Below are 26521 nucleotides of genomic sequence, written 5' to 3' on the forward strand. Positions count from 1 at the left end.
CGGTTATTCCTCAGAATTGAAGTGCCGCATCGGCCAATTTGCCGTCGCCGCCTTAAGCGCCGGATATCGGGGTACATCCACTGTCAGTTTATCGAACGCCATCTGCCTCAACCGCCTTAACAGCTCAGGCGTAGCGAGGTTCTCTTCTCCTGCAAAAATGGCGTCGCACCGGCGGCGATCCATGATGTCGGGGAGGCTCTTCCCTTCTCTTTGCAAAATCCCCAGCGCATTGCGGGCGACCGCCAGTTGGAAGCGATCATGGCCTTCGAGTTTGTCTTTGATCGTTGTCAGCCACTCGGAAATAGCGAGCGCGATCTCATCGCCCGAAGCTTCTCCGGGTTCTTCATCGAACACAAATTGTGGATCGAAAGGCCGCGCCCGCTCCTCCTCCGGCGCATCCTCCTCCAGCAGCATCAGCAAGTCGAGTTCCTGCTCGCTGGTCCGACGCGAAATCACCACGCGTTCGAGCATCCGGTCCTCGCCGCTGCGCCAGATTTGCGCCATGCGCAAGCACCCGAGCGCCCACCACACGGTGCGGTGGATCAGCCAATAGCGGAACCGTGCGCGGTCCACTTTGCGCCCGCCATTGGCCTCGTAAGCGTCGAAATACGTTTCAAGATCGCTCAACCCCAGCGCGCTTCGGTCATACCGATGGAACCGCCACACCGCCATGCAGCCGAACGCCAAGTCTTCATGATAGTCACCGAAATGCGCAAGCTCCCAATCGAGCACTCCGGTAAGCCAGCCATCATCGACAAGGATGTTGCCCATGCGATAATCGCCATGGATCAGCACCGGTTCGACCGGCTCGGGGCAATTGTCCTCCATCCACTTTAGGCCCAAAGCGATGATCGGACGATCTCCGCCAGCATCTTCGAATTGTGCTTTGAGATCAGCAATGGCAGCCCGGTAATCCATCACCGGTACAGCAGCGGGCACATCTTCGCGGCCCAGTGAGTGAATCCGGGCTAGATTGGCCGCGCATTCGGACAGCAACCGGTCCGGTTCTTCCATTTCAAGGATCAGCTTGGGGTTTGGCGTGCCCGGCAAAGCGCGCATGACAAACCCGCTGCCGATGCCGTCCTCCGGCAGAAGCTCTACGATCACTTCGGGCGCGGTAACGCCTTTTGCATGGGCGGCGCGAATGATCGCTGCTTCGACATCGTGGCCGAACGGGCGGTCTTGCATAAATTTAAGGCTGGGCGCGCGGCGCAATACGAAAGCCTCTTCACCGCAGGTGAAATGCCAGCTTTCCATCGTGGCCCCGCCGGTCAGACGTGTCAGGTCCGAAACAGGCGAAAGGCCGGCCCGGGACATTGCCCGAGCCAGCCCTTTCGTCAGAGTATCAAGTGTTGCATCACCCATGAGGGCTTACGCGACGATATTGTCCCTCTTCACTGTGATCACCTGAGGATAGGTGAACTCTTTCAAGCCTTCTTTGCCGTATTCAGCGCCAAAGCCCGATTGCTTGTGGCCGCCAAATGGCGCGAAGGGTGACAGGTGCATGAATTCATTGATCCACACCGTGCCGGTTTCGAGCTGCTCGGCAATTGCGACGCCTTTCTCGGTGTCGCCGGTCCACACAGCACCGGCCAGCCCGTATTCGGACGCATTGGCGCGCGCGATGACTTCTTCCTCGGTGGAGAATTTCATCAATGGCATGACCGGGCCAAACTGTTCCTCCGCCACGATCCGCGCGTCTTCGGGCGGGTTATCGAGGATGGTCAGCGGCACGAAATAACCGGTACCAGAAGGGTCCTGGTCGCCGCCGGTCAGGAATTTGTAGCCATTGTCTTTCGCATCTTCGATCAGCTCAAGCACGCGCTCATACTGTTTCTTGTTCTGGATCGGGCCAACGCCGGTACCCTGCTCGCTTCCGTCACCGACCGTTACCGTCTTGGCAAAATCGGCGATCGCCTGCGACAGCTCGTCATAGATGTCTTCGTGGATATACACCCGCTTGGCCGCGATGCAGACTTGGCCTGCATTCTGGAAACTTGACCAGAACAATTGCTCGGCAACCTTTTTCGGATCGGCATCGGGCAATACGATGGACGCATCGTTTCCGCCCAGCTCCAGCGTGATCCGTTTCAGATCGGCACTGGCGCCTTCCATGATTTTCTTACCCGTCGCGGTCGAACCGGTGAAGGTGATCTTATCAATATCGGGATGCTGCGTGATCAGCGGGCCGAGGCTGTCTTCGCCAGTGATAATGTTCACCACGCCCGCCGGCACCTTGTCCGCAATCAATTCGGCAATGCGCAGCGTTGTCAGCGGGGTGTAGGGCGATGGTTTCAGGACAATCGTGCAGCCCGAAAGCATAGCCGGAACGATCTTCTGGATGGCCATCATGACCGGGAAATTCCACGGCACAATGCCGCCGACCACGCCCACCGGTACGCGGCGGTGACGATGCAGGCGGGTTTCGTCGTCCTGAATGATCTCTTCTTCCAGATCGAGCGTGGATTGCGCAGCAGAAATTCCTGCCGCGCCAAAGATTTCGCCTTTGGCCTGGGCATGCGGTTTGCCCTGCTCGGCAGTCAACAGACGGAAAAGCTCGTCTGCGTTTTCCTTGATCGCGCCGGAAATCGCCATGATCGCGGCACGGCGTTCATCAATCGGAGTATTCTTCCACGTCTTGAACGCGGCGCGCGCGGCGGCGACCGCGCTGTCCAGCTCGCTCGCTCCGCATGCCGGGACCTGGCCGATCACTTGTTCGGTTGCGGGATTGATAACGTCGAGCCACTCGCCGTTATCAACCAACTTACCGTTGATGAGGTTCTTGTACTGTGTGACCATTTTGATTCCTCTCTCGAATCCATATTGGAAATGTCTCTTGCATCTGAAGGTGGACCTTCATGCGCAAAAATCAATCGCGAATGCTGCGTTCAGCGCCCGCCTTGCGACAGAGCGTAGCGCCAACCAGTTGCGCTTTGCAACTCGCGCTTTATGCAGAGGTGAAAGAGGAGACCGATATGACCGATACCGCCGCTGATCTTGTGCTTTATGGCAGCCCTGTTTCGCCCTTCGTTCGCAAAGCTGTGGCGGTCTGTCTTGAAAAGGATGTCACCGTTGATATCGAACCGGTCGACGTGTTCAATCCGCCGCAATGGTTTCGTGACATCTCACCGATGAAACGCATTCCGGTTCTGCGTGACCGATCAATCGCGGCGGAAGGCGTGGGCGGTACGATAGCCGATAGTTCGGCGATCTGCGGCTATATCGAGAAAAAGCATCCCTCCCCCACGCTGTATCCGGCCGATGCCTTTGCCTATGGCCGCGCGCTGTTTATCGAAGAATACGCCGATACGCATTTGGCCGCGGCCTGCGGGCTTGGCATTTTCCGCCCGATCTTTTTCAACGCAATGCAGGGCAAGGATCCCGATCTGGCAAAAGCGCGCGCGGCTTGGGCCGAAGACCTGCCCGCAATCCTCGGTTATCTGGATGGCGCGCTGGACGGCGAAGATTATTTCGCGGGCGGCGCGCTGTCTATTGCCGATATCTCGGTTGCTGCGGTGTTGATGCAGATCGCGCTGGTCGCGCATATGCCGCTGGATGATTTCCCGGCATTGCAGGCGCATTTTGCACGCATATCGGCGCGCCCTTCGATCGCGGGGCCGTTTGCAAAAGCGGATGGCTTCATTCGCAAGACCTTGCCCGATCGCTTTGACCTGACCTAAGGCAGCGTGCGTTAAATCAAGCAAAAGCGGGGCGCGCATATATGGCGAGCGAATGGTGCATCGGGATCATCGGCGGATCGGGCCTTTACAATATCGAAGGCCTTAAAGACGAACAATGGATCGCGATTGAAACGCCGTGGGGCGATCCGTCTGATGAGGTGCTGTGCGGCTCTATCGAAGACGTCAAAGTGCGGTTTTTGCCGCGCCATGGACGCGGCCATCCGATAAGCCCGAGCGATCTGAACAGCCGCGCCAATATCGATGCGTTGAAACGCGCAGGCTGCACAGATATTCTGGCCATGTCGGCGATTGGCTCCTTGCGCGAGCAGATCGAACCGGGGCGTTTTGCCGTGGTCGAGCAGTTTATTGACCGCACCTCGCGCCGCGAGAACACCTTTTTCGGCAGCGGTTTTGTGACACATGTTTCGATGGCCGATCCGGTTTGTCCGCGCCTGTCCGATATGGCAGCCAAAGCGATCGCCGCGTGCAAAGGCAAAGTCGCCGTGCGCGCAACATATCTGGCAATGGAAGGGCCGCAATTTTCAACTCGCGCGGAAAGCCTGATGTACCGCCAATGGGGCGCCGATGTGATCGGGATGACCGCCATGCCCGAAGCAAAACTCGCCCGCGAGGCTGAGCTGCCTTATGCGCTCGTCGGGATGACCACCGATTACGATTGCTGGCGCGAAGGCGAAAGCGTGGACGTGGCGCAAGTCGTCGCGCAAATGCAAGCCAATGGCGAATTGGCCCGCGATATGGTCGCCAGATTCATCGCTGATTTGCCTGCGAAACGAGAACCCTCGCCCATAGATTTCGCGCTGGACGATGCCGTGATCACCGCGCCCGAGGAACACGATCCTGCGGCTCTTGCCAGATTGGATGCGGTCGCGAGCCGGCTGCTGAACTAGCCTTTGGCCCCGCCGATTTCGGCAAAGTGAGCGCGGGCTTCGGCCAGGCTGACGACATCGCCGTATTTGGCGTTCATATCGAACAGATTGGCCCGGTGCACATCGGCGTGCCGGTCCCCCACGGCTTCTTCCACGACGATCGGAATGAAGCCGTGCTGACAAGCATCCACGCATGTCGCCCGCACACATCCGCTGGTCGAAAGCCCGGTTATGATCAAACTGTCATGCCCATTGGCCGCCAGGGTCGATGCCAGCGAGGTGCCGAAAAAGCAGCTGGCATATTGCTTGGATATGATCAGCTCGTCTGCGCGCGGCTCAAGCCCGGCAGGCCAGTTTCCCAGCGGGTTTCCCTTCGCAAAGCTCGCCAATGCGCCGATTTTCTGAGCGAAACGCCCGCCATCACGCATCGAAGGGTGGTATACGACATTTGTATAGATCACCGGCACACCGGCGGCCCGCGCTGCATCCCGCAGCCCAATCGCCGCATCAAGCGCCGGCTGAACATCGGCGAATAATGGGCTATCGGGTGCAAAATAGGCCTCGACAAAGTCGATGAGGATAAGGGCCGGGCGCTGCCCGAACCCTATCCTGCCCTCGAAGACGCCTGCATAATTGCTTTGTGCATCTTCACTTTTGCTCACCCGAGGGCTCCTTTAAAAATCGTAGCCGACTTCCACACCAAAGCGTTGGCGTCCGCCGGGCGAAATGAACGATCCGCCAAATTCAATCGCCGGAATAACCTCATTGAGATAATTGCGATCGAGCAGGTTATCCGCAAACGCGGTAACGCGCCAGCGGTCCCCTTCCAATCCGACCCGCAGATCAAGCACACCAAACGCTTCGCGCTGGGTCACCGAATAATCTGCTTGGCCAAAGATGGCCGGCAGGGCGACGGTCGATCCCGGCAGCAGACCGGAAAACAGCGTCGGTGACGTGTCATCTTGCACCGTGTGGAACCAGGTCGGGCCGGTGATGCGATAATCGGCGCGTAGCAACAGATCGAATGTGTCCGCCAAAGGCGCGACGATCTGTGTGCCGATATTGATCGTGTAATCCGATGTGTAAGGCGATTTGTTGCCGACTGTGCTTGGCCGTGACGCATTGGCGAGGATTTCGCTTTCGGTCACGTTGACTGCGCCAAAGATATCCCAGCCGGGGATCAGTTCAAAGTTCACGTTGGCTTCCGCCCCGTACACTTCGACTTCGTCAATGTTGGAAACCACCCGCAGCAGGCCGAATGCACCAACGAAAAATTCGAAGAACTGCATATCGTCGATTTCGGTGTAGTAACCCGCAATGTCGAAGGTCAGACGGCCATTGGCCAATTCACCCTTAAAACCGGCTTCGAATGCGCTCGATGTCTCTTTGTCATAGACATCCTCGATCAGAACATTGGTGCCGATAAACTGGTTGAACGCCTGATCCACAATCGCGGCCGAGCCCTGATTGTTGAAACCGCCGGACTTAAATCCGATGCCCCAGTTGGCATAGAGGTTCAGATCATCGGCAACTTCGTAACGCAGCGAAATCTTGGGCTGGAATTGCTGAAACGATTCCGCCTGATCCGGGATCGCGCCAAACGCCTGACCCGGATTGATCGGACCGCCAGTTGCGCTGAATGGATCGATGGCCGTGGGAACAAGGCTGCTGACCGAGCGATCTTCGATATCGTACCGGCCAGCAACGCCGATTTCAAACCGGTCAGTCACTTCGTAATCGAGCGCGAAAAACGCCGCATATACGTCGGTCGAAAAGTCATCATTATAAAGCTGGGTCGTCGGGTTGAACGAATTCGGCCCGTTAAACAGCTCGCGCGAGACGCCCTGCCCCAGATCGGCACCCAGGCTGACACCGGTTTCGCGGTCGATATGCAGATAATACGCGCCAACCTGCCATTGCAGCGGACTGTCGGTGTTTGAAGCGAGGCGGATTTCGCCGCTGATATCGCTTTGCTGGCGTGTTTGCAGCTGAGTGCCATCACACGTCGTCGGGCTAAACCCGCCGAAAGTCGAACCGTTCGCCGGATCGAAGATAAACGGTACAGGCGATGTACCGATAAAGGTCGGCTGGTTAAGCGGGAAACCGGTTAGATTTGCAGTGGACTGGAAACACGCGGCAGATGCATCTGCGGCGGCCTGCGTTCCGGTTGGAAATGTGAAACGGGCAAAGTCAGCCGATGTGCCATCAGCCACCAGCAATTGGTCCACGTCACTATACAGCGCCCAAGCGGTCAGCGTGACAGCATCGAATTCATGCTCGATCTTGGCTGAAACTTCGAAAGTCTGCTGTTCGTTGACGGGGCGGATATTGCCGTAAAAATCGAACGGATGATCATTCACGTCTTCGAAAAATGCCGGGTTGAATGCGGCAAAATTCGGCAGGTGGAACGAGGTATTGTAATTGATCGATGCGCCTTTGAGATCGGCGTAACGCGCTTTGATATCAATCTCTGTGCGGGCGCCCAGATCGGCAACGAACCGACCATCGACCGACCACGTTTCCTGATCATCAACGACATTGTCGTTCAGGAAGCTGTTGAAGAAGAAACCGTCGGTCGTGCGGTAATTGCCCGACAGGACCAGACCGGCATTTTCGCCAACCGGTGTCGAGATATAACCGCTGGCGGCGTAAGTGTTGTCTTCCGCAGCCGACACCTGAATGCCGCCTTCAAGAAAATCCGAAGGCTTGAGCGTCTGGATCACGATCGCGCCCGCCGCAGCGTTACGTCCGTAAAGCGCGCCTTGCGGGCCTTTCAGGATTTCGATCTGGCGCAGTGTGCCTTGATCCTGGTTCAATTGCGCGGTGTTGGTTTTGAGAATTCCATCAACGACCAGCGCAACGGAGCTTTCTGCATCGCGCGCGCCGTTAATGCCGCGAATGTTGATCTGGGTATCGCCCGCCTCCGCGGTGCCTGTCACAATGGTGACGCCCGGCGTCAGCTGAACGAATTCATCAGCGCGCTCGATCCCTGTTTTCTGGATAGCGTCAGCGGTGAACACCGTCACCGAACTTGGAACCTCGCCCAGCGTTTCGGACTGACGACGCGCGGTAACGATAATGGCGTTATCATTCTGACTGTCATTTTCAGTCGCGCCTGCTTCGGCTTGTTGTGCCATGGCCGGGTTAGCGACAAGGACAGCCCCGGTTGCAACACCAGCGGCCAATACGGATTTTAGAATACTCATGGGTTCGGACTCCCTGAACTCGTCCTGTTAATCAGCGATCCCTCAAGGCCTCTATTGTATACAATTTGCCTGCGTCAAGCATAATTGGTAGTCAGAGCAAATTGCAGCGATAGAACAGGCGACATGGTGATTCTGGGTGACACTTTATCCTTCCCACCACCGCTTGAGTTGCCCTTTGCCCTTTTGTGTCCCGTTAGGTTCCTTTTAAAATGACCCGCGCTTCCGACCTTGCCTATTCGAAAATCCGGAGCTTTTTGCTCGCCGGGGATGCGCGCCCTGGCGATCAGGTAACCGAAGAACAGTTTGCCGAAATCACCGGGGTCAGCCGCACTCCGGTACGCGAAGCAATGCGCCGTCTCGAAACCGAGATGTTGTTGGTGCGCAGCCCGTCAAAACGGATTTTCGTCGCCGATTGGTCGCGCGATGACATCGATGAAATGTTCACCCTGCGCCAAATGCTTGAAGGCCACGCCGCCAGCCGCGCGGCAAGCAGGCTGGAAAGCGATGAGATAGATCGGCTGGAAGAGGTGAATAAACAGCTGCATGAAGCAGTCGAGCAAGCGCCGCCCGATATTGTCCGGTTTCTTGATGCGAACCGGCTGTTTCACGGGATCATCACCGATGCCGCGCATTCACCGCGCCTTGGCCAAATCCTGGCAATGCTGGTCGAACAGCCAGTCGTTCTAAGCACGGCGCGGCAATATTCTGTTGCGGATCTTAAACAGTCGGCGCGTGACCATGACGAGCTGATCGCGGCCTTTCGCGCCCGCGATGCCAGCTGGGCCGAAGCCGTGATGGCAAGCCACCTTCGCCGCGCTTTTCACACGTTCGCAGACGCCGCAGAAACCCGCGCCGAAGCCGCCGAATAAGGCGTTAGATAATGCCCCGCTCGATGAGGTCGCTCATCGTGCGCGAATCCATGCCGAGCAACTCGCCGAATATCTCTTCGTTGTGCTGACCCAGATCGGGGCCAACCCAATCGACATGGCCCGGCGTTTCCGACAGACGCGGCGCGACATTTTGCATTTTAAAGTTTTCGTGGCGCGGATGCGGGACCGCGATAATGGCCTCGCGCGCGGCAAAATGCGGATCTTCCAGCATCTCTGGCGCGCGGTACATATTACCCGCCGGAACACCGTGCTGCTCACATAGATCAAGCACTTCCTTGCTGGTATAGGTCTTGGTCCATTCACCGATCAGATCGTCCAGCTCGGTCTGGCGCTCGCCGCGCGCCATGTGCGAATTGTAGCGCGGATCATCGCCCAGCTCGGGCTGACCCATCATCGTCGCCATCCGTTTCCAGACGCTGTCCTGATTGCCCGCAACCAGCACGCTGCCGTCCTTTGTCGGGTAGACATTCGAGGGCGCGACCTTGGGCAGGATCGAGCCTGTGCGTTCGCGAATATGATTGGCCACGGTGTATTCCGGCACGGTCGATTCCATCATCGCCAGCACCGCTTCATAAATCGCGGAATCGACGACTTGGCCCTTGCCCGTATTGTGCCGGTGATTAAGCGCCATCAACGCGCCAAGGCACGCATAGGTCGCCGCCAGCGAATCCCCGATCGACAGGCCCGCACGGCTTGGCGGGCGGTCCGGCTCACCGGCAATATACCGCATCCCGCCCATCGCCTCGCCAATGCCGCCATAGCCCGCGCGGCTGGAATAGGGTCCGGATTGGCCATAGCCCGACACGCGGATCATGATCAGCGCTTCGTTCAGCGCATGGAGTTCATCCCAGCCGAGATTCCATTTTTCAAGCGTGCCCGGACGGAAATTCTCGAGCAGAAAATCGGCCTTTGCAGCGAGTTTGCGGACAATTTCCTGCCCTTCCTTTTCGCGCAAATTCAGCGTGATGGATTTCTTGTTGCGGGCAACGACAGAAAACCACAGCGGGATGCCCTGTCCCCAATTGCGCATGGCATCGCCGACTTTCGGCGGCTCTACCTTGATAACTTCGGCGCCGTGATCCGCCATCAACTGTCCGCAAAACGGGCCCGCAATTAGCTGCCCCATCTCAATCAGCCGCAATCCTTCAAGAGCACCCTGAGCCATTTTTACGCCTTTCGATTCGGTAACTGGGCCTGCGGAACTCAAACGCACCCAACGCAACACAAGGTGACACAAAGGCGCAGAGACGACCGCGAGTAGGACCGGGCCTATAACGAGACAATTTGCTTTTGTATACAATTTGCGTATCAGTCCCCCCACACGTCAACTCACAGCAAGCGATTCCCCATGGCGCAAGAAAGCATCGAACTGGTTGAAGTTGGCCCGCGTGACGGGCTCCAGAACGAGCCGGATATTATCGGCACGTCCGATAAGCTCGCGCTGATCGAGCGGATGATCGATTATGGCGCGCGGCGGCTTGAGATCGCCAGTTTTGTCCACCCGAAACGCGTTCCGCAAATGGCCGATGCCGAAGACGTGATCGCCGGATTGCCTGACCGCAAAGATGTGACTTACATAGGTCTGACATTGAACAAACGCGGCGTGATGCGCGGCCTCGCCACGCGCGAAGGCGGAAAGCGCGGGATCGATCAGGCCGGTTGCGTTCTGGTCGCCAGCGATACGTTCGGTCAGAAAAATCAGGGCCAAACCATCGCGGAAGGGATCGCGGAAAACCGCGACATGATCCGTTTCGCCAAAGCCGAGGGCCTGCGCGTGCAGGTGACGATCAGCGCCGCGTTCGGGTGTCCATTCGAAGGCGAAGTGAAACCGGAGACGATCCTGGCTATTGCCGAAGAAATGGCCGCCGAGAGCCCGGAAGAGATCGCGCTTGCCGATACGATCGGGGTCGGCGTTCCGGCGCAGGTCGAGGACCTGTTCGGTCGCCTGTCAGAATTGCTCGACGGGCGTATCCCGATGCGCTGTCATTTCCATGATACGCGCGGCACCGGCATTGCTAATGCATGGTCTGCTTATAAAGCCGGTGTGCGCAGTTTCGATGCCTCTCTTGGCGGGCTGGGCGGATGCCCGTTTGCGCCAAAAGCGACAGGAAACATCGCGACTGAGGACCTTATCTACATGATGGAGCGTTCAGGTGTTGCGACCGGGATCAATCTCGATGCGGCAATCGCTGCCAATCGGGGTTTCGCACACACACTTGGTAGAGAATTACCCTCGCGCGTGGCGCGGGCTGCATGATTTGCGCCTCTGATCGCACACTATCGCACAAAACGCGATCGGGGCCGCACAAACCACAGGTTACCACAGCCGGTTGAGGAGCTGGATTAAACTATGACTTACAGACTGGGCGTCGATGTCGGCGGAACATTCACCGATCTGCTGCTGTTCGATGAAGAGAACGGCAAATTCTGGCGGCATAAGACACCGTCTACCCCGCATGACAGCTCCGAAGGGATCCTTACCGGGGTTAAGGCAATCACCGCAGAGGCCGGCGTTTCGGCCAAGGATATTGCGTATTTCCTACACGGCACCACGGTCGCAACCAATGCCGTGCTGGAAGGCAAAGGCGCCAAGGTTGGTCTCGTCACGACCGAGGGTTACCGCGATGTCATGCAGATCGCGCGCAGTTTTGTGCCCGGCGGTCTGGCGGCGTGGATCGTATGGCCCAAACCGCAGCCTCTCGCGCATCTTGAAGACACCGTCGAAGCGCCCGAACGCATGGGCGCCGATGGCAAAGTGGTTCGCGCGCTGGATGAGGACGCCGTACGCGCGGCGCTGCGCCAGCTTAAGGATCAGGGCATCGAAGCGCTCACCGTCAGCCTAATCAACGCCTATGTAAACGGCGCGCATGAAACGCGCATCGGTGAAATCGCGGCAGAAGAACTGCCCGGCATCCCGGTCTCGCTCAGCCATGAAGTGCTTCCTGAAATGCAGGAATACGAGCGCACTTTGTCTACCGTAGCCAACGCCGCGGTGCGTCCGGTCGTCAGCAAATATGTCTCAAACCTGCGTAACAAGCTCGAAGACGAAGGGCTGGAGGGCAAACTGTCCCTGCTGCGTTCCGATGGCGGCTTGATGAGCAGCCAGAAAGCCGAAGAGCATCCGGTCAACATCCTGATGTCCGGCCCGGCCGGCGGGGTTACCGGCGCGCTGTGGGTTGGCAAAAATGCAGGGCTTTCGAACATTCTCACGCTGGATGTGGGCGGAACCTCGACCGATGTTGCATTGATCGAAGGATTGGAAGCGCGGCGGGTCCGCACCACCGAAGTCGGGCATCTTTCCGTGCGCGCATCGGCGCTGGATGTGAAAACAGTGGGCGCGGGCGGCGGATCGATCGCCCACGTTCCCGAATTGACCGGCGCACTCCGGGTTGGACCGGAAAGCGCTGGCGCCGTTCCGGGACCGGTCGCCTATAACAAAGGCGGCGAATTGCCGACAGTGACAGATGCCAACGTGGTTCTGGGGTATCTGCCCGAAGATCTGCTCGGCGGCAGTTTCCAGCTGGACCGCGAAGGCGCGAAGAAATCGGTTCAGACCATTGCGGATGCGCTGGGTGTGACTCTGATGGAAGCGGCGCGCGGGATCATCGATATCGTCAATGAGAACATGTTCGGCGCGCTGCGGATGATCTCGGTTCAACAGGGTTACGATCCGCGCGAATTTGCGCTGATGGGCTTTGGCGGTGCTGGCCCGTTGCATGTGAATGCGGTTGCCAAATTGATGGGCAGCTGGCCTGCGGTTTCGCCCGTTTCCCCCGGCGTGCTGTGTGCGCTGGGCGATGCCACAACCCAGATGCGCACCGAAACCGCGCGCAGTTTTTCCAAACTGGCGAAAGACACTTCAATCGCCGACCTTCAGGTTGTGCTGGATGAAATGGCCGATCAGACGCGCGGCGAATTGCTCGCCGATGGCGTGGCCGAAGACCAGATCACGAGCCAGTTCGAAGTGGATGTACGCTATGCCGGTCAGGCTTTCGAAGTCCCGCTGACCATCGATAAGGCGGTGCTGGAAAATGACGGGATCGAAGGGATCCTGGCGCGTTTTGACGAGGAGCATCTGCGCCTCTTCACCTTTAACATGGATACGCCGCACGAAATCGTGAACCTGCGCGCAGTGGCGCTTGGCGTGGCGCCGGCTTTGCCTGCCAACGAACTGCCCAAGGGTGATGGTGATCCTGCGGCGGCGAAAATCCGCGATCACACGCTTTGGATGGACGGCAAAGAACAAGCAGCGGTGATTTATGACCGTGCCAAGCTGCGTCAGGGCGACACGATCCCCGGACCGGCAATCATAACCGAAATGGACTCGACCACTCTGGTCGAAAGCGGCTGTATCGCGGTTGTCGATGCAGTGGGCAATATCCTCATCAACCCGAAAGCGGAGGGCTGATCCGATGCCAGCACAGATAGTCGAAACCAATGACACCCCGTTCGAAAAGATCGACATTGATCCGGTCACTTTAGACATTATCGAAAATGCGCTGCGCAATGCGCGGATTGAAATGGACGCGACGCTGGTGCGGACCGCCATGTCGCCCGGCATTCGCGAACAGGGCGATGCTTTCCCGCTCATCGCTGATCCTTCGGGCAAGATGATCGTTGGCCAATTCGGCAGCTTCATCGATGGCTTTCTCAAAGGCTATGATGACACGCTGGAAGATGGCGACATGATCTTCCTGTCAGACCCGTATTCATGCGATGGCGCGGTCAGCCACTCAAACGATTGGCTGGTGCTGTTGCCGGTTTTCAAGGACGGGCGATTGATCGCCTACACTGCAATGTTCGGTCACCAATCCGACATTGGCGGCTCTGTCCCCGGTTCCATGCCCATCGGCGCAAGCTCGATCTTTGAAGAAGGCGTGCGTATCCCGCCGGTAAAGATCTGGAAAAAAGGTCAGTACAATGACGATCTGATGAAGCTCGTCATGCACCAGACCCGTAAACCGGATTGGTGCCAGGCCGATCTGAACGCGCTGATCGCGTCATGCCGCGTCGCATCGAAACGCGTGGTCGAAATGGCAGAGCGGTTCGGCGATGATGTTTATGTGTCAGCCACACAGGAATTGCTGGCGCGCAATCACCGCGCGATGAAAGCCCTGCTGTCTCAAGCGGTCGGCGAAAAACCGGTGAGTTTCGAAGATTACCTGTGCGACGATGGCAAAGGGTACGGCCCTTATAGAATCAAATGCACCATGTGGCGCGAAGGCGAGAAAGTCATTCTCGATTTCGACGGCACCGATCCGCAAAGCGCGGCGTCGATCAATTTCCTGCTGAATGAAAACATGTTCAAGATGTTCTTCGGCATTTACATGATCATGGTCTTTGACCCGCAAATCCTGACGAATGACGGGTTTTATGACCTGATCGAAGTCCGCATCCCCAAAGGATCGCTGCTGAAACCGCAATTCCCGGCAGCATTGTCTGGCCGGACCCACGCGCTGGGCCGGATTTTCGACATTCTGGGCGGATTGCTGGGTCAAGGTACGCCGGAATTTTTGAACGCGGCAGGCTTCAGCTCATCCCCGCACCTGTTTTATTCTGGCTGGGACAAACGCGGCGAAGGATCGGCCGAATGGTTTCAGCTGTTCCAGATCGGATTTGGCGGCATCCCCGGCAGGCCGCTGGGCGATGGGCCGGACGGACATTCGCTTTGGCCGGGCTTTACCAACGTGCCGAACGAATTTCTCGAGCGGTATTTCCCGCTCCGCATCGAACGGTATTCAACCGAGCCCGATAGCGGCGGTGCAGGCCTGCATCGCGGCGGCAATGGTATCCACATGACATACCGGTTCCTCGCCGATGGTGCGATTGCGATCCACGATGACCGCTGGTTTGTCCCCCCATGGGGTGTGAATGGCGGCCATCCCGGTGCGCGCGCCAAAAAAGTGCTCGAGCGCGCCGATGGCACCAGCGAAATCGTCGGCAACAAAATCGAAGATGTCGAAGTGAAAGCGGGCGATTTGCTGCACTTCATCACCTGGGGCGGCGGCGGCTGGGGTGACCCACTGGAACGTGATCCCGAAACGGTCGGTCTCGAAATCCGTCAGGGTCTGGTCACTGCCGAGGGCGCCCGCGCTTACGGCGTGGTTGCCAATGATCGCGGTGCAATCGACAGCGCGGCAACCGATGCACTGCGTGCCGAGATGAAATCGTCTCGCGGGGAATTGGAACTGTTTGATTACGGGCCCGGTATCGATCAACTGCGCGCCACCTGTCTGGAAGAAACGGGCCTGCCCGCGCCAATCCAGCCGGAATGGAACGAAGCCGCCGAGGCGGCTGAATAGCCACCCCAAACACCGGTTTCGGACTTTGCGCCGAACTGGTGAAGGCAAAATGGTGAAAGCGGACAGGCGAGAGGCCAATATGCAATTGATGCGCGCACAAATTGCCAAGCATGGCGGACCCGAAAATATCGAATGGGTCCGCCATGCCATGCCTTCGCCGGATGCTGGTGAAGTCTTGATCGAACACACAGCCATCGGGCTGAATTTCATCGACACCTATCACCGCACCGGCCTGTATCCGCTGGAATTGCCCAGCGGGCTTGGGCTTGAAGCGGCAGGCCGGATCATCGCGGTGGGTGACGGTGTAACTGAATACGCCAAAGGTGACCGCGTCGCTTATATGGGCCCTTCGCTGGGAGCCTATGCCACGCACCGGATCATGCCGGCAGCAGCGCTGTTCAAGGTGCCCGATGCCATATCCGATGAAACCGCGGCTGCGGCAATTTTGAAAGCCGCGACAACAGAGGCGCTGGTTGAACGCTGCGCCGCCTTGAGTGCCGGTGACACCGTGCTGGTCCACGCAGCGGCAGGCGGGGTTGGGCAAATCATGGCGCAATGGCTGAAAGCGATCGGCGTACACGTGATCGGCACTGTCTCTACCGATGCAAAAGAAACGATCGCGCGCGCAGCGGGATGCGATCACGTGATCCGTTACGACCACGAAGATATCGCACCCAGAGTGCGCGAAATTACCGGCGGCGGCGGCGTCCCGGTGGTGTTCGACGGTGTCGGCAAAGACACCTTTATGGCCTCGCTCGACAGTATGGCCCCGCGCGGCCTGTTGATCAGCTTTGGCAATGCCAGCGGTCCGGTTGAGAACGTGAATCTGGGCATCCTTGCGCAAAAGGGCGCGCTGTTCGTCACGCGTCCCACACTGTTTCATTATTACACCGCCCCGGCAGAGCGCGCAGCCGGAATGGCCCGAGTGTGGGATATGATCGGCAGCGGACAGGTGGCGATAAACGTGGGCCAGACCTATCCGTTGAAAGAAGCGGCGCAGGCGCACCGTGATCTTGAAACAAGATCGACCACCGGGTCCAGCGTCCTTATTCCGTAGACGCCAGACTTACGTTTCGCTGTCGATCCAATCGCCGAACAGGCCGACAAATTCGCTGACGCGGATCGATTGCCACACTCCGGCGGTGAAATAGGGGTCGCCTTCGAAAACCGCGCGGGCCTCGTCTTCCGTCTCACCCTTGATCACAAGCAGAGATCCGATTGGCATGTCGCCATCTTTTAACGGGCCGGCGACTGCGTATTTGCCAATCTGGGTGTCGATATAGGCGAGATGTTCGGCGCGGATGCGTTCACGCAGCACGCCCCCGTGTTCCCCATCACGGCAATGGAATGCGTATAATTTCATAACAGCCCGCTTAAAGCGTCACCGCGCGCTTCGCCAGCGCCAATCTTGGGATCATTGCCGCGCCTCTATTGTCCGAACCGCGCTTTGCGTTTTTCGACAAAGGCCGTGGTTCCTTCGAAAAAGTCCGATCCGGCAAACGCCTCTGCGAAAATCCTCAGAGTGTCTTCGTCATCGGCGGACTGGCCATCGAGTACACGGCGCACAAAGCGCTTCATTTCGCGGATCGAATGGGGGCTTGCGCTTAGCAATTGATCGGCGATGGCCGCTGGGCTGTCTGCAATCTGTTCAATCAAACCAATCCTCAGCGCTTCCGACGCATCGATCAGATTGCCGGTGTAAAGCAACCGCTTTGCCTGACCCGGACCGACCAGATCGGTGAGCAGCTTCACATCATGCATCGGATAGACGAGGCCCAGTTTCGCAGGGGTGATCCCGAACCGCGCAGCCGGTGTCGCAATGCGCAAATCACATGCCAGCGCAATACCGCACCCGCCGCCTATGCAATCGCCCTCGACAAACGCGATCGTGGGTAAAGCATGGCGCGCCAACATATGCTGAACCCGGTTGATCGCGGCCTGATTGGCGGCGCACCATTCGCCGTCGTCTTTGTTCGCAAGCAATTCCTTGATATCCGCGCCTGCGCAAAATGCGCTGTCTGCCGCCGCAGAGCGCACGATCAGCAAGCGCAAATCCGAATTGCGCGCCGCCTGTTCCAACAGACCCGGCATGGCTTGCCACATCGCCATGTTGAAAGAATTGCGTTTGTCCGCCCGATCAATCACCAGATGCGCCGCCGCGCCGTCTATCTGCAACCGCAATGTCATTGTTGGCGTGCCTTTTCATTATGGCCGGGCTTTTTGATGATTGCCGGGCCCTTTCATCATAGTCGGGAATACCGCGGCGCAGGTTTCGCGCGCCCGCGATATTTTAATGCGTGCTGTTCAATCGCGGCCTAGCGCGATTGAACAGCGCAGCACAGGTGAAAGCACACACAGCCCGCTTCATATACATACCGAGCGACTTCGCTTGAAGTCGAGTGCCTGCGGGTCCAAATCGTATGGGAAAGTCCGAGTCGGCACATGCGCCGGAGACGCAAAAAGAATGAGAGAACACAGCGACGTGACCACGAACATCTTGCCAGACAACACTGCCCATTTCCTTGACCGTTCTGATCTGCGCCGCGCGTACCGCGCCGAAGAGGAGGCCTGCATTGCGGAGCGGATTGAACAGGCAGCGCCAGCGCGCAAGATACACGGCACCGCAGCCGATCTGGCGATTGATCTGATCGAAGGTGCCCGCGCCCAAAAGGCAAGCGGCGTGGATGCGTTTCTGCAGCAATACGGCCTCGATACAGAGGAAGGCATTGCGCTGATGTGCCTTGCAGAGGCGCTTCTCAGAGTGCCCGATGAAGAAACCGCCGACGCGCTGATCCGGGACAAGATTGGCGACATCGAATGGGGTGAACATCTGGGCGAAAGCTCATCGACCTTCGTCAACGCGGCGACATTTTCTTTGATGCTGACAGGCGAGGTTCTGGAACAGCCAGAGGCGCATCAAAAAGGCATGGGCCGCGTGCTGAAAAGCACCATGAACCGGCTGGGTGAGCCGGTGATCCGCAAGGCCACTCTTCAGGCGATGCGTATTCTGGGCGGCCAGTTCGTGTATGGCCGCACCATTGGCGAGGCGTTAAAACGCGCCAAGCCGGAACGCGCAAAGGGGATAACCCACTCGTTCGATATGCTGGGCGAAGCCGCAATGACATTCGCCGATGCACAGCGTTATGCCGATGCGTATGAAGGCGCGATTGATCGGCTTGCCGGTGAAGCGGCAAAGCTGGGAGACGGCGCGGGCGTTGGCCCTGCTCCGGGAATATCGGTTAAGCTGTCGGCGCTGCATCCGAAATACGGTTATCTTCACGCCGCCGAAGCGCGCGCCGATATCGTCCCGATTGTAAAACGTCTGGCGCTGAAAGCGCGCGATGCGGACATCCATTTTACGCTGGACGCAGAAGAAGCCGAACGGCTCGAAGTGTCGCTCGATATTATCGAAACCCTGGTCAGCGATGATGAACTTTTCACCCGCGCAGATGGCACGCGCTGGGACGGGTTCGGGCTCGCTATTCAGGCCTATCAGAAACGCGGCCTGCCGCTGTGCGACTGGACCGCAAAACTGGCGCGGCGGCACGGGCGCAAGCTGTTCGTACGGCTGGTGAAAGGTGCCTATTGGGACAGCGAGATCAAAGTCAGCCAGGTTGGCGGATATGATGATTTCCCCGTCTTCACCCGCAAATTGGCGACCGATGTTTCCTACCTCGCCTGTGCAGCGCGCCTGTTCGAACATGACGATGTGATCCGCCCCGCCTTTGCCACGCACAACGCCTATACCGTGGCGGCTGTGAAAGAGATGAGCAAAGGGCGCAGTTTCGAATTTCAGCGTCTGCATGGCATGGGCGAAGAAGTGTTTGATGCGCTGCGCAAACTCGAAGGCAACACGCCGACACCTGTCCGCATTTATGCCCCCGTCGGCGGACACAAGGAATTGCTCGCCTATCTTGTGCGCAGACTGCTGGAAAACGGCGCCAATACCAGTTTTGTCAATCGCATGGGCGATGCAGAAATCCCCGCAAGCGAATTGGTGAATGACCCTGTCGAGGAACTGGCGGCGATGTCTCCGCGCCGCAACACCGCTATCCCTTTGCCTCGCGATATATTGGGCAAACGGGTGAACAGCGCCGGTGTCGATCTGTCCGATCCGCTGGTGCTTGGTCCGTTGCAGGAACGGCTGAAAAGACTGGAAAGCGTGCAATGGCGCGCCGAACCGACTTTCCCCGCCGAAGAACCCGGCGAAATCGCGCCGATCACCATGCCGCACGATCTCAGCCAGGAAGTCGGCACGCGCCGCGATGCGACCGCGGAAGAAGTCGATACTGCATTTGCCCGCGCCCAAGCCATCCAGCCGGGCTGGGATGCCTTGGGCGGCGAAAGCCGCGCACTTCTGCTTGAAGAAGCAGCCGACCTTTTCGAAGCGCACACCGATGAATTCCTATCCCTATGCCAGCGTGAAGCGGGCAAGACGCTGCTCGATGGCATCGCCGAACTGCGCGAAGCAGTCGATTTTCTGCGTTATTATGCTCAGGAAGCCCGCCGCCAGTTTGACGAGCCGCTGTACCTGCCCGGCCCGACGGGTGAGGAAAACACCCTGCGGATGCATGGACGCGGCGTATTTGCCACGATCAGCCCGTGGAATTTCCCGCTGGCGATCTTCACCGGCATGGCCTCCGCCGCGCTTGCAGCGGGCAATGCGGTGATCACCAAACCGGCCGAGCAAACCCCGCTTATCGCCGCGCTGGCGGTGAAGCTGATGCATGATGCCGGTATCCCGCCAGAGGCGCTGCAATTGCTGCCCGGCGCAGGCGAAGTGGGTCAATTGATCACGTCTGACCCGCGCGTTGCAGGCGTCGCTTTTACCGGCTCGACCGAAACCGCGCGGTTGATCAATCAATCGCTCGCCGGACGCGATGGCCCGATCGCCACGCTGATCGCCGAGACCGGCGGCCAAAACGCGATGATCGTCGATTCATCGGCGCTGCCTGAACAGGTGGTGCGCGATGTGCTGGCCAGCGCCTTTCAGAGCGCGGGGCAACGCTGCTCCGCGCTGAGGGTGCTGTATCTGCAAGACGATGTGGCGGACGAGATGCTGGAGATGATCCGCGGCGGGTTCGATGCGCTGCATGTGGGCGATCCGGTTCATCTTGGCACCGATGTCGGCCCTGTTATCGATCCCGATGCGCAGGCGGCGTTGGAACGCCACGTTGCCCGGTCACAGGCTTCTGGCCGTCCGCTTACCCGCTGCCCGATGCCCGATGGCACGGAAAAAGGTTGTTACGTCGCGCCGACCATTATCGAAGTGGACTCGATCCTTGATCTCAATCGCGAAAATTTCGGCCCCGTGCTGCATGTCGCCCGGTTTAAGGCGGAGGATCTGGGCCAGGTCGTTTCCGATATCAACGCGACCGGATACGGCCTCACGCTTGGCCTGCACAGCCGCATTGCCGCCACGCGCCGGTTTATTCAGGCGCGCGCCAAGGTTGGTAATTTCTACGTCAATCGCAATCAGATCGGCGCTATTGTCGAAAGCCAGCCGTTCGGCGGCGAAGGATTGTCCGGCACCGGCCCGAAAGCGGGCGGTCCCAATTACCTCGCGCGGTTTGCGACCGAACGGGTCACCTGTATCGACACCACAGCAGCAGGCGGAAATGCAAGCCTGCTGGCGAGTTAAAAAGGTTTACTTGCGAGGCGGAGGCTTTGCGCGATAAAGAGCCGTCATGCCAAAGTTTCTGATCCATATTTTCGCCCTGCTCGCGCTCGTTTGGAGCGGCCCTGCGTTCGCCGATGTCCAGATCCATTTTCACAGCGTGAATGGATCGGTCCTGTTCGGGCGCTATCCGCACACATTCTTTGTGCTGGAGGGAGAGCTGGAGGAAACTGGCGAAGCGGTGAGCGAGAATTACGGGTTCTCCGCACGCAAAGTCACGCCCGCTATCCTGAGCGGACCGGTGGAACATATGGTCCTCGCTGAAAAGCCCCAATTTATTCAGAAAACAAACCGCCATTTCACGATGACGATCACTGACGCTCAATATCGCCAGATCATCAAAGAAGTGAATGCGTGGCAGAACGCGCCGGGCAAATATTACAATCTGGAAAGCCGCAACTGCATCCATTTCGTCGGCAAGATGGCGGAGATCCTCGGTCTGAAAGTCGAATATCCCGGCGATATGCTGCGCCGGCCCAAAAAATGGCTGAACCATGTGGTCGGCCTCAATCCGAGTTTGGGCGCGAAAGAGATCTGATTATCGCCAGGCGCGGTGCGTTTGGCAGAGCCTGCGGTAAGCCCAAATTAAGCGTTGGACGCAATCAATTGATTACGGTTCGCCCCTTAGGTGCGAGGTAACAATTTGTTCATCGACCTTGGGGGTAACCGTGTCGAAAATTAGCATTGGCGTGTTGTTCACCGCGATCGCATTGATCATTGTCGCAAAGATATTCGATCTCTCGTTCGCACAGGGTGTTAGCGGAGCGTTGTTTGTGGCGGGGCTCGCCTATTCCTATGTCGTGGCGAAACGCGAAATCAAGCTGCTGGCATTCGCTGCTGCATCCGCAGAAGAAGAAAAGTACCGCAGCTAAGCGAGTAGCGACATCGCCAGCCGAGAGCCAAACCGGCTTTTGAACAGGGGCGCCATTGCCATGGCCCGCGCCAATCCTCCCCCAGATAAATCCGCCGCATGGCTTGCCCCGCGCAGCGCCATCGGGAATCTATCGCGCATGGCGATTCTTTCAGACAAATGGATTCGGGAACAGGCGCAAACCAACGGCATGATAGAGCCGTTTGTCGAGGCGCAGCGACGCGAAGGGGTGATCTCTTACGGGCTCAGCTCATATGGCTATGATGCGCGCGTCGCGCCGGAGTTCAAGATTTTCACCAATGTGAACTCGGCCACGGTCGATCCCAAGAAATTCGACGCGGACAGCCTCGTCGACCGCGAAACCGATGTCTGTATCATCCCGCCCAATTCCTTTGCTCTGGCCCGCACGGTCGAATATTTCCGCGTGCCCGAAGACGTGCTGGTGATCTGCCTTGGCAAAAGCACCTATGCGCGCTGCGGGATCATCGTGAACGTCACCCCGCTTGAGCCGGGATGGGAAGGCCACGTGACGCTGGAGTTTTCGAACACCACACCGCTGCCTGCGAAGATTTACGCCAATGAAGGCGCATGCCAGTTCCTGTTCCTGAAAGGCAACGAGCGCTGCGAGACAAGCTACAAAGACCGCGCGGGTAAATATATGGGCCAGCGCGGAGTTACGCTGCCGCGGTTGTAGGGGGAGGTCACCGAAGGTCCGCTAACGACCCAGTTGTGGACTGAGACATCGTCTGCAATATAATCGCGCATCTCACGAGGCTCAGGATGGAAAAGAGTAGGCCGTGGATACAAGAATACGACCGACAGTGAGTGCATGGTTTCTTTTGTTAGGGGCCGCGATGACCACCTCGTGCTCATCGGACGCAGACACGCTTTCTGCTGAGGACATCGCTTCCAGCATCGAAGTTGGTGAGGATGTCGATCAGGCTGCACCCTACCAACTTTCACTTTATCCCGGCGCGACTGTAACAATGAGGCTTATGGACGGGTTGGGTATGCAGATCTCGACCGAAGCGAGCCTCAGCGAGCTAGCTTCGTTCCACTCAGGCGATCTTGAACAAAACGGCTACCGGGTATTGGCCGTGACTGAAGGAAAGGATGAGGTGAAAATTGAGTCCGTCAAGCTTGATGATCGAACCACAAAGTTGATGATTGCGATCAAGCCAAGCGATCAGGGTGATAGCCATTTTGTGATGACCTTCATTCAGTTCGTCTCTGACTGATATCCGCTTTCCACCCAAAAGCAGCCACTTTCCCATTTTCCTACTCACCAACACCGCGCTAATCTGGCTGCGCCCGCTAAGTTCGCTTGATCATGAAAGGCAGTTCGTGTTGGACAAGTGTCACCCATGTCCAACATGAGCAAGTTACTGCAGTTAAACGGGATACCCATGTAGGACACACATGACATGTTGGAGAATGTGTCATGCGTTCCCTACACAGGAACAAAGCACGGCTTCCGCGACTTTGACTCTTATACATCCCGCGCGCATTGCAGCAGGGAAAGAGGAGACAGTTTGAATGGCTACCCCCAAGGCAAAGACAGAATTTGACATCATCATCTACGGCTCGACCGGCTATACCGGCCGCCTCGTCGCCGAATATCTCGACCAGCATTACGGATCACGCGATGACGCGCCGAAATGGGCCATGGCAGGCCGCTCTCAGGAGAAACTTGAGGCGGTACGCGATGAAATCGGTGCGCCTGCCGATACGCCTCTTTTGGTTGCAGACGCCGATGACATGGCCAGTCTTGAGGCGATGTGCCGCCGCACCAAAGTCGTGCTCACCACAGTAGGCCCGTATCAACTTTACGGTGACAATCTGGTCGCCGCCTGTGTGAAGACCGGCACGGATTACGCCGACCTTTCCGGCGAGCCTGCATGGATGGCAGAAAAGATCGCTCAGCACGAAGCCGACGCCAAGAAATCGGGCGCGCGCATTTGTTTCTCAAGCGGGTTCGATTCAATCCCGTTCGATCTCGGCGTGATGATGGCGCAAAAAGAAGCGGTAAAGCGCTTTGGCAAGCCTGCCCCGAAAATCCGTGGCCGCGTGCGTGCGATGGCCGGCACATTCTCGGGCGGCACCGCAGCCAGCCTTGGCGCAACCATGAAGGCGATGGCGAAGAACCCGAAACTGATCAACGTCATGCGCGATCCGTTTGCGCTGACACCGGGATTTGAAGGGCCAAGCCAGCCTTCGGGCATGATCCCGTCTTATGAAAAAGATCTGGATAAATGGGCCGCTCCGTTCGTGATGGCACCGATCAATACGAAGAACGTGCACCGCACAAACTTCCTGCTCGGCCATCCATATGGCGAAGACTTCAAGTATGACGAGATGATGCTCACCAGCCCCGGCGAAGCGGGCAAGAAAATGGCCGAGGCCGCGACCGAGATGATGAAAAATCCGTTCGGTGCAAAGCCGCCAAAACCGGGTGAAGGTCCGACCAAGGAAGAGCGCGAAAATGGTTTCTACGATATCCTGTTCGTCGCCGAAATGGGTGACGGAGAAAACCTGCATTACAGCGTCAAAGGCAAATACGATCCGGGCTATGGTTCGACCAGCCGGATGCTGAGTGAAACCGGCATTGCGTTGACACAGTGCGATGCACCGGGCGGGATCGGAACACCGGGATCATTTCTTGGCGAAGCGCTTGTAAACCGGCTTGAAGAGCACGCAGAATTGACCTTTGCCGCCGAAAACTAAGGCGCGGCACGGTTTGACATGAAAAGGGGCGGGACCGGATAATGCCGGTCCCGCCCCTTTCATTTTCCTACTCCAAAATCAGAAGCTAAGGCGGACGCTCGCCCGGATGTTCCGGCCTGCGAGCGGGACAAAGTCCTTTGTAAAGCTCGCATGGCGGCGGCCGGTCACGTCAAAGATATTGTCGGCCGAAAGCTGGACGAACACGTTTTCATTGCTGGCCAGCGGACGCCACGCGACGAGGAAATTGACCAGCGCAAAATCGGACGTGCGGGTTTCAAACGCGGCGACCTGATCCTGTTCGGCAAACCATTGGACTTCGCCGCGCACGTCAAAGGACGCTGTCTGCGCTTCAATCCCGGCCAGCAGGCTGAGCGGCGGAATGCGGGGCACGTTGGTCCCATCGCCCAATTCGGCGTTGATATACGAGCCATTGAAATCGGCGATCAAACCGAAATCGCCATTGTCGAACAAAGGAAAGGAAACCTCGCCCTCAATACCGAAATAGTTGGCATCCTGTTGGAGATACACGAAGACCGGCAGCTCATCTTCCTCAAGCCCGGTTTCGGTGAGGTAGATATAGTCATCGAACCACTGGTTAAAGATCGCTGCGCTAAACGTTACGCCGCCCACTTTACCCCGCGCGAAGGCTTCTACGCCCCACGCGCTTTCGGTGGACAGGTTCGGATCGCCAATTTCGAACGCCTGGGTCGCGATATGCGGTCCGTCCGAAAACAATTCCTCAGCGCTTGGCGCGCGCTCGGCCCGCGACAGATTGAGGCCCGCGCGGAATGCGTCGTCTGCTTCATAGATGAAACCAGCAGCACCAGAGAAGGTATCGAAGTCGCGCTCAATACCCAGTGTGCTTGCATCGACAGAAGTGGTTTCCAACCGCGCGGCGAGCTCCAGCTGGAATGGACCTTTGCCAAATTCCTGCAGGCCGAACACGGCGAATTGATCGGTAACGTTTGGCGGAACATATGCCTCTGCACCGACGGCAAAGAAGTCGCGGTACAGGTACTGAATACCAAATCCGCCGCGCGTGGGACCGTTCTCGTTCTGCGAAAGTTCGAGCCGGGCTTCGATGCTTTCGCTGTCAAATGTCGTGCCGACTTCGGCGCCTTCAAATTCGGTGTGGGTGTAATCGGAATAGCCTGCACGCAGTTTCAAGCGGGAGAAGAATCCATCACCAAGAGCAATATCGGCTTTGAAATCGGCGCGCACCTGCTCGAGAGCGATGGTGACGAGCTCTTCGACTTCCTCTTCGCCCTCTTCCTCGCCGCCTTCTTCACCTTCCTCACCGTGGTGATGGCCGGCACCCGGGCGGGTCGGCACGCCGTAATTGGTATCGTAATACCCAACCGACGCGCCAAAGGTGCTATCGCCAAGGATCACACCAAAGCCGCCATTGATCGTATAGGTTTCGCTCGCTGTGTTGGGAATGAAACCCTGCTGATTGGCCGCTTCGCGAAATTCCTCGGCCTCTTCGAATTCACCCTCGAGCTCTTCCTCCGCGGCCTCTTCGAGCAATTCGGCTCGCAATTCGGGGGCAACCTGAAATCCCGGAATTTCGAGATCTCCGGTTTCGCGCCAGCTGCCATCGATATGAAAGACGAAATTTTCACCCAGCGGCACATCAAGCGAAGCACCGCCTGTGCGCAGGTCGCTGGCCGTGTCTGCCGCGATCAATGCGTCGAGGTGAAACCCTTCAGCAGGGACCCGCGTCGGGATACGTTTGTCGATGACGTTGACCGCGCCGCCGATTGCCTGGCTGCCGTACAGCAGCACCGCGGGGCCGCGCAGGACTTCGATCCGCTCTGCCGTCAGCGGGTCGATCGAAGTCGCATGGTCAACCGAAGTGTTGGAAACGTCTGCTGTGCCGATCCCGTCAACCAGTACGCGGACTCGCTCCCCCTGGAACCCGCGCAACACCGGGCGCGAAGAACCAGGCGCAAAGCTGGTCGCAGAAACGCCGGGCAATTTGGCGAGGACTTCGCCGATCTGGCCGTTGAGATTGCGCTGAATATCATCCGCTTCAAAAACGCTCGTGCCCGCCAGCACATCAAGCTGTTCAAGACCCGCAGCACTTACGATAATGTTGCCGCGGTAATCGACACCGCGACTGTGAAGGTCGTCATCGATGGCTTGCTTGTCAGAGGCAGAATCTTTTGCTTGCTTGTCAGATGCACTATCGGCGTCCTGCGCAAGAACAGGGGCGGCAGCCAAAGACAAGGCAGCGGAAAGGGCGATACGGGAAATCAAAGGCTTCATGGGGAAGGCTCACTTG

21 protein-coding genes are annotated in these 26521 nt (G+C 58.0%); 13 read left to right on the forward strand and 8 right to left on the reverse strand.

What is annotated here, in order from left to right:
* Window positions 1–3 precede the first annotated feature (3 nt).
* On the reverse strand, window positions 4–1365 hold the full coding sequence (locus FGU71_RS03980; protein ID WP_142787355.1) for a phosphotransferase family protein: 1362 nt from the start codon (window positions 1363–1365) through the stop codon (window positions 4–6).
* 6 nt (window positions 1366–1371) lie between these two features.
* On the reverse strand, window positions 1372–2799 hold the full coding sequence (locus tag FGU71_RS03985) for an aldehyde dehydrogenase family protein (RefSeq protein WP_142787356.1): 1428 nt from the start codon (window positions 2797–2799) through the stop codon (window positions 1372–1374).
* 176 nt (window positions 2800–2975) lie between these two features.
* On the opposite strand from FGU71_RS03985, the gene FGU71_RS03990 reads away from it, so the two are divergent.
* On the forward strand, window positions 2976–3680 hold the full coding sequence (locus FGU71_RS03990; RefSeq protein WP_142787357.1) for a glutathione S-transferase family protein: 705 nt from the start codon (window positions 2976–2978) through the stop codon (window positions 3678–3680).
* A gap of 41 nt (window positions 3681–3721) precedes the next feature.
* Window positions 3722–4588: an S-methyl-5'-thioadenosine phosphorylase gene (mtnP, locus tag FGU71_RS03995; protein ID WP_142787358.1), complete on the forward strand. Its 867-nt coding sequence runs from the start codon at window positions 3722–3724 to the stop codon at window positions 4586–4588.
* Here mtnP and FGU71_RS04000 read toward each other — a convergent pair.
* Complete coding sequence (locus FGU71_RS04000) at window positions 4585–5229, reverse strand: isochorismatase family protein (protein WP_142787359.1); 645 nt, start codon at window positions 5227–5229, stop codon at window positions 4585–4587. The two genes, mtnP and FGU71_RS04000, sit on opposite strands and share 4 nt — an antisense overlap.
* A 12-nt stretch (window positions 5230–5241) precedes the next feature.
* The gene (locus tag FGU71_RS04005) at window positions 5242–7773 is read right to left on the reverse strand and encodes a TonB-dependent receptor (protein WP_142787360.1); all 2532 of its coding nucleotides are present in this window, start codon (window positions 7771–7773) and stop codon (window positions 5242–5244) included.
* 209 nt (window positions 7774–7982) lie between these two features.
* On the opposite strand from FGU71_RS04005, the gene FGU71_RS04010 reads away from it, so the two are divergent.
* Complete coding sequence (locus FGU71_RS04010) at window positions 7983–8642, forward strand: GntR family transcriptional regulator (protein ID WP_142787361.1); 660 nt, start codon at window positions 7983–7985, stop codon at window positions 8640–8642.
* A gap of 4 nt (window positions 8643–8646) precedes the next feature.
* Here the strand turns inward: FGU71_RS04010 and FGU71_RS04015 are convergent, their stop codons facing one another.
* Window positions 8647–9828 (reverse strand): CaiB/BaiF CoA transferase family protein, encoded by a 1182-nt coding sequence (locus FGU71_RS04015; RefSeq protein WP_142787362.1) that lies wholly within the window; start codon window positions 9826–9828, stop codon window positions 8647–8649.
* A gap of 183 nt (window positions 9829–10011) precedes the next feature.
* Between FGU71_RS04015 and FGU71_RS04020 the strand changes: the two genes are divergently transcribed.
* The 4 genes from FGU71_RS04020 (at window position 10012) to FGU71_RS04035 (ending at window position 16022) form a co-directional block, all read left to right on the forward strand.
* Complete coding sequence (locus FGU71_RS04020; RefSeq protein WP_142787363.1) at window positions 10012–10920, forward strand: hydroxymethylglutaryl-CoA lyase; 909 nt, start codon at window positions 10012–10014, stop codon at window positions 10918–10920.
* Window positions 10921–11013: 93 nt separating this feature from the next.
* A complete protein-coding gene (locus FGU71_RS04025; protein WP_142787364.1) occupies window positions 11014–13071 on the forward strand; it encodes a hydantoinase/oxoprolinase family protein in 2058 nt (685 codons plus the stop codon).
* A gap of 4 nt (window positions 13072–13075) precedes the next feature.
* Window positions 13076–14965, forward strand: a complete 1890-nt coding sequence (locus FGU71_RS04030) for a hydantoinase B/oxoprolinase family protein (protein WP_142787365.1) — start codon at window positions 13076–13078, stop codon at window positions 14963–14965.
* A 79-nt stretch (window positions 14966–15044) separates the two neighbouring features.
* Window positions 15045–16022: a quinone oxidoreductase family protein gene (locus tag FGU71_RS04035; protein WP_142788971.1), complete on the forward strand. Its 978-nt coding sequence runs from the start codon at window positions 15045–15047 to the stop codon at window positions 16020–16022.
* Window positions 16023–16031: 9 nt separating this feature from the next.
* Here the strand turns inward: FGU71_RS04035 and FGU71_RS04040 are convergent, their stop codons facing one another.
* Both FGU71_RS04040 and FGU71_RS04045 read right to left on the reverse strand, forming a co-directional pair.
* Entirely contained in the window at window positions 16032–16328 is a 297-nt protein-coding gene (locus tag FGU71_RS04040; RefSeq protein WP_142787366.1) for a YciI family protein, read from the reverse strand.
* 65 nt (window positions 16329–16393) lie between these two features.
* Window positions 16394–17152: an enoyl-CoA hydratase/isomerase family protein gene (locus FGU71_RS04045; RefSeq protein ID WP_142787367.1), complete on the reverse strand. Its 759-nt coding sequence runs from the start codon at window positions 17150–17152 to the stop codon at window positions 16394–16396.
* Window positions 17153–17429: 277 nt separating this feature from the next.
* Between FGU71_RS04045 and putA the strand changes: the two genes are divergently transcribed.
* The 6 genes from putA to FGU71_RS04075 all read left to right on the forward strand — a co-directional run bounded on the left by putA (window position 17430) and on the right by FGU71_RS04075 (window position 24237).
* Window positions 17430–20606 (forward strand): bifunctional proline dehydrogenase/L-glutamate gamma-semialdehyde dehydrogenase PutA, encoded by a 3177-nt coding sequence (putA, locus tag FGU71_RS04050; protein ID WP_142787368.1) that lies wholly within the window; start codon window positions 17430–17432, stop codon window positions 20604–20606.
* 46 nt (window positions 20607–20652) lie between these two features.
* The gene (locus tag FGU71_RS04055) at window positions 20653–21180 is read left to right on the forward strand and encodes a hypothetical protein (RefSeq protein WP_142787369.1); all 528 of its coding nucleotides are present in this window, start codon (window positions 20653–20655) and stop codon (window positions 21178–21180) included.
* A 130-nt stretch (window positions 21181–21310) separates the two neighbouring features.
* On the forward strand, window positions 21311–21514 hold the full coding sequence (locus tag FGU71_RS04060; protein ID WP_142787370.1) for a hypothetical protein: 204 nt from the start codon (window positions 21311–21313) through the stop codon (window positions 21512–21514).
* Between the two features lie 138 nt (window positions 21515–21652).
* Window positions 21653–22207: a dCTP deaminase gene (gene dcd, locus FGU71_RS04065; RefSeq protein ID WP_142787371.1), complete on the forward strand. Its 555-nt coding sequence runs from the start codon at window positions 21653–21655 to the stop codon at window positions 22205–22207.
* 160 nt (window positions 22208–22367) lie between these two features.
* Complete coding sequence (locus tag FGU71_RS04070; protein WP_142787372.1) at window positions 22368–22751, forward strand: hypothetical protein; 384 nt, start codon at window positions 22368–22370, stop codon at window positions 22749–22751.
* Between the two features lie 298 nt (window positions 22752–23049).
* Window positions 23050–24237: a saccharopine dehydrogenase family protein gene (locus FGU71_RS04075; protein WP_142787373.1), complete on the forward strand. Its 1188-nt coding sequence runs from the start codon at window positions 23050–23052 to the stop codon at window positions 24235–24237.
* 78 nt (window positions 24238–24315) lie between these two features.
* Here the strand turns inward: FGU71_RS04075 and FGU71_RS04080 are convergent, their stop codons facing one another.
* Window positions 24316–26505: a TonB-dependent receptor gene (locus FGU71_RS04080; RefSeq protein WP_142787374.1), complete on the reverse strand. Its 2190-nt coding sequence runs from the start codon at window positions 26503–26505 to the stop codon at window positions 24316–24318.
* Window positions 26506–26521 lie beyond the last annotated feature (16 nt).

This window comes from Erythrobacter insulae (genome assembly GCF_007004095.1).
Lineage (GTDB): Bacteria > Pseudomonadota > Alphaproteobacteria > Sphingomonadales > Sphingomonadaceae > Erythrobacter > Erythrobacter insulae.

Coding starts and splice junctions, on each gene's coding strand:
- FGU71_RS03980 (WP_142787355.1), bottom strand. CDS start 1,365: ATGGGTGATGCAACACTTGATACTCTGACGAAAGGGCTGGCTCGGGCA.
- FGU71_RS03985 (WP_142787356.1), bottom strand. CDS start 2,799: ATGGTCACACAGTACAAGAACCTCATCAACGGTAAGTTGGTTGATAAC.
- FGU71_RS03990 (WP_142787357.1), top strand. CDS start 2,976: ATGACCGATACCGCCGCTGATCTTGTGCTTTATGGCAGCCCTGTTTCG.
- mtnP (WP_142787358.1), top strand. CDS start 3,722: ATGGCGAGCGAATGGTGCATCGGGATCATCGGCGGATCGGGCCTTTAC.
- FGU71_RS04005 (WP_142787360.1), bottom strand. CDS start 7,773: ATGAGTATTCTAAAATCCGTATTGGCCGCTGGTGTTGCAACCGGGGCT.
- FGU71_RS04010 (WP_142787361.1), top strand. CDS start 7,983: ATGACCCGCGCTTCCGACCTTGCCTATTCGAAAATCCGGAGCTTTTTG.
- FGU71_RS04015 (WP_142787362.1), bottom strand. CDS start 9,828: ATGGCTCAGGGTGCTCTTGAAGGATTGCGGCTGATTGAGATGGGGCAG.
- FGU71_RS04020 (WP_142787363.1), top strand. CDS start 10,012: ATGGCGCAAGAAAGCATCGAACTGGTTGAAGTTGGCCCGCGTGACGGG.
- FGU71_RS04025 (WP_142787364.1), top strand. CDS start 11,014: ATGACTTACAGACTGGGCGTCGATGTCGGCGGAACATTCACCGATCTG.
- FGU71_RS04030 (WP_142787365.1), top strand. CDS start 13,076: ATGCCAGCACAGATAGTCGAAACCAATGACACCCCGTTCGAAAAGATC.
- FGU71_RS04035 (WP_142788971.1), top strand. CDS start 15,045: ATGCAATTGATGCGCGCACAAATTGCCAAGCATGGCGGACCCGAAAAT.
- FGU71_RS04040 (WP_142787366.1), bottom strand. CDS start 16,328: ATGAAATTATACGCATTCCATTGCCGTGATGGGGAACACGGGGGCGTG.
- FGU71_RS04045 (WP_142787367.1), bottom strand. CDS start 17,152: ATGACATTGCGGTTGCAGATAGACGGCGCGGCGGCGCATCTGGTGATT.
- putA (WP_142787368.1), top strand. CDS start 17,430: ATGAGAGAACACAGCGACGTGACCACGAACATCTTGCCAGACAACACT.
- FGU71_RS04055 (WP_142787369.1), top strand. CDS start 20,653: ATGCCAAAGTTTCTGATCCATATTTTCGCCCTGCTCGCGCTCGTTTGG.
- dcd (WP_142787371.1), top strand. CDS start 21,653: ATGGCGATTCTTTCAGACAAATGGATTCGGGAACAGGCGCAAACCAAC.
- FGU71_RS04070 (WP_142787372.1), top strand. CDS start 22,368: ATGACCACCTCGTGCTCATCGGACGCAGACACGCTTTCTGCTGAGGAC.
- FGU71_RS04075 (WP_142787373.1), top strand. CDS start 23,050: ATGGCTACCCCCAAGGCAAAGACAGAATTTGACATCATCATCTACGGC.
- FGU71_RS04080 (WP_142787374.1), bottom strand. CDS start 26,505: ATGAAGCCTTTGATTTCCCGTATCGCCCTTTCCGCTGCCTTGTCTTTG.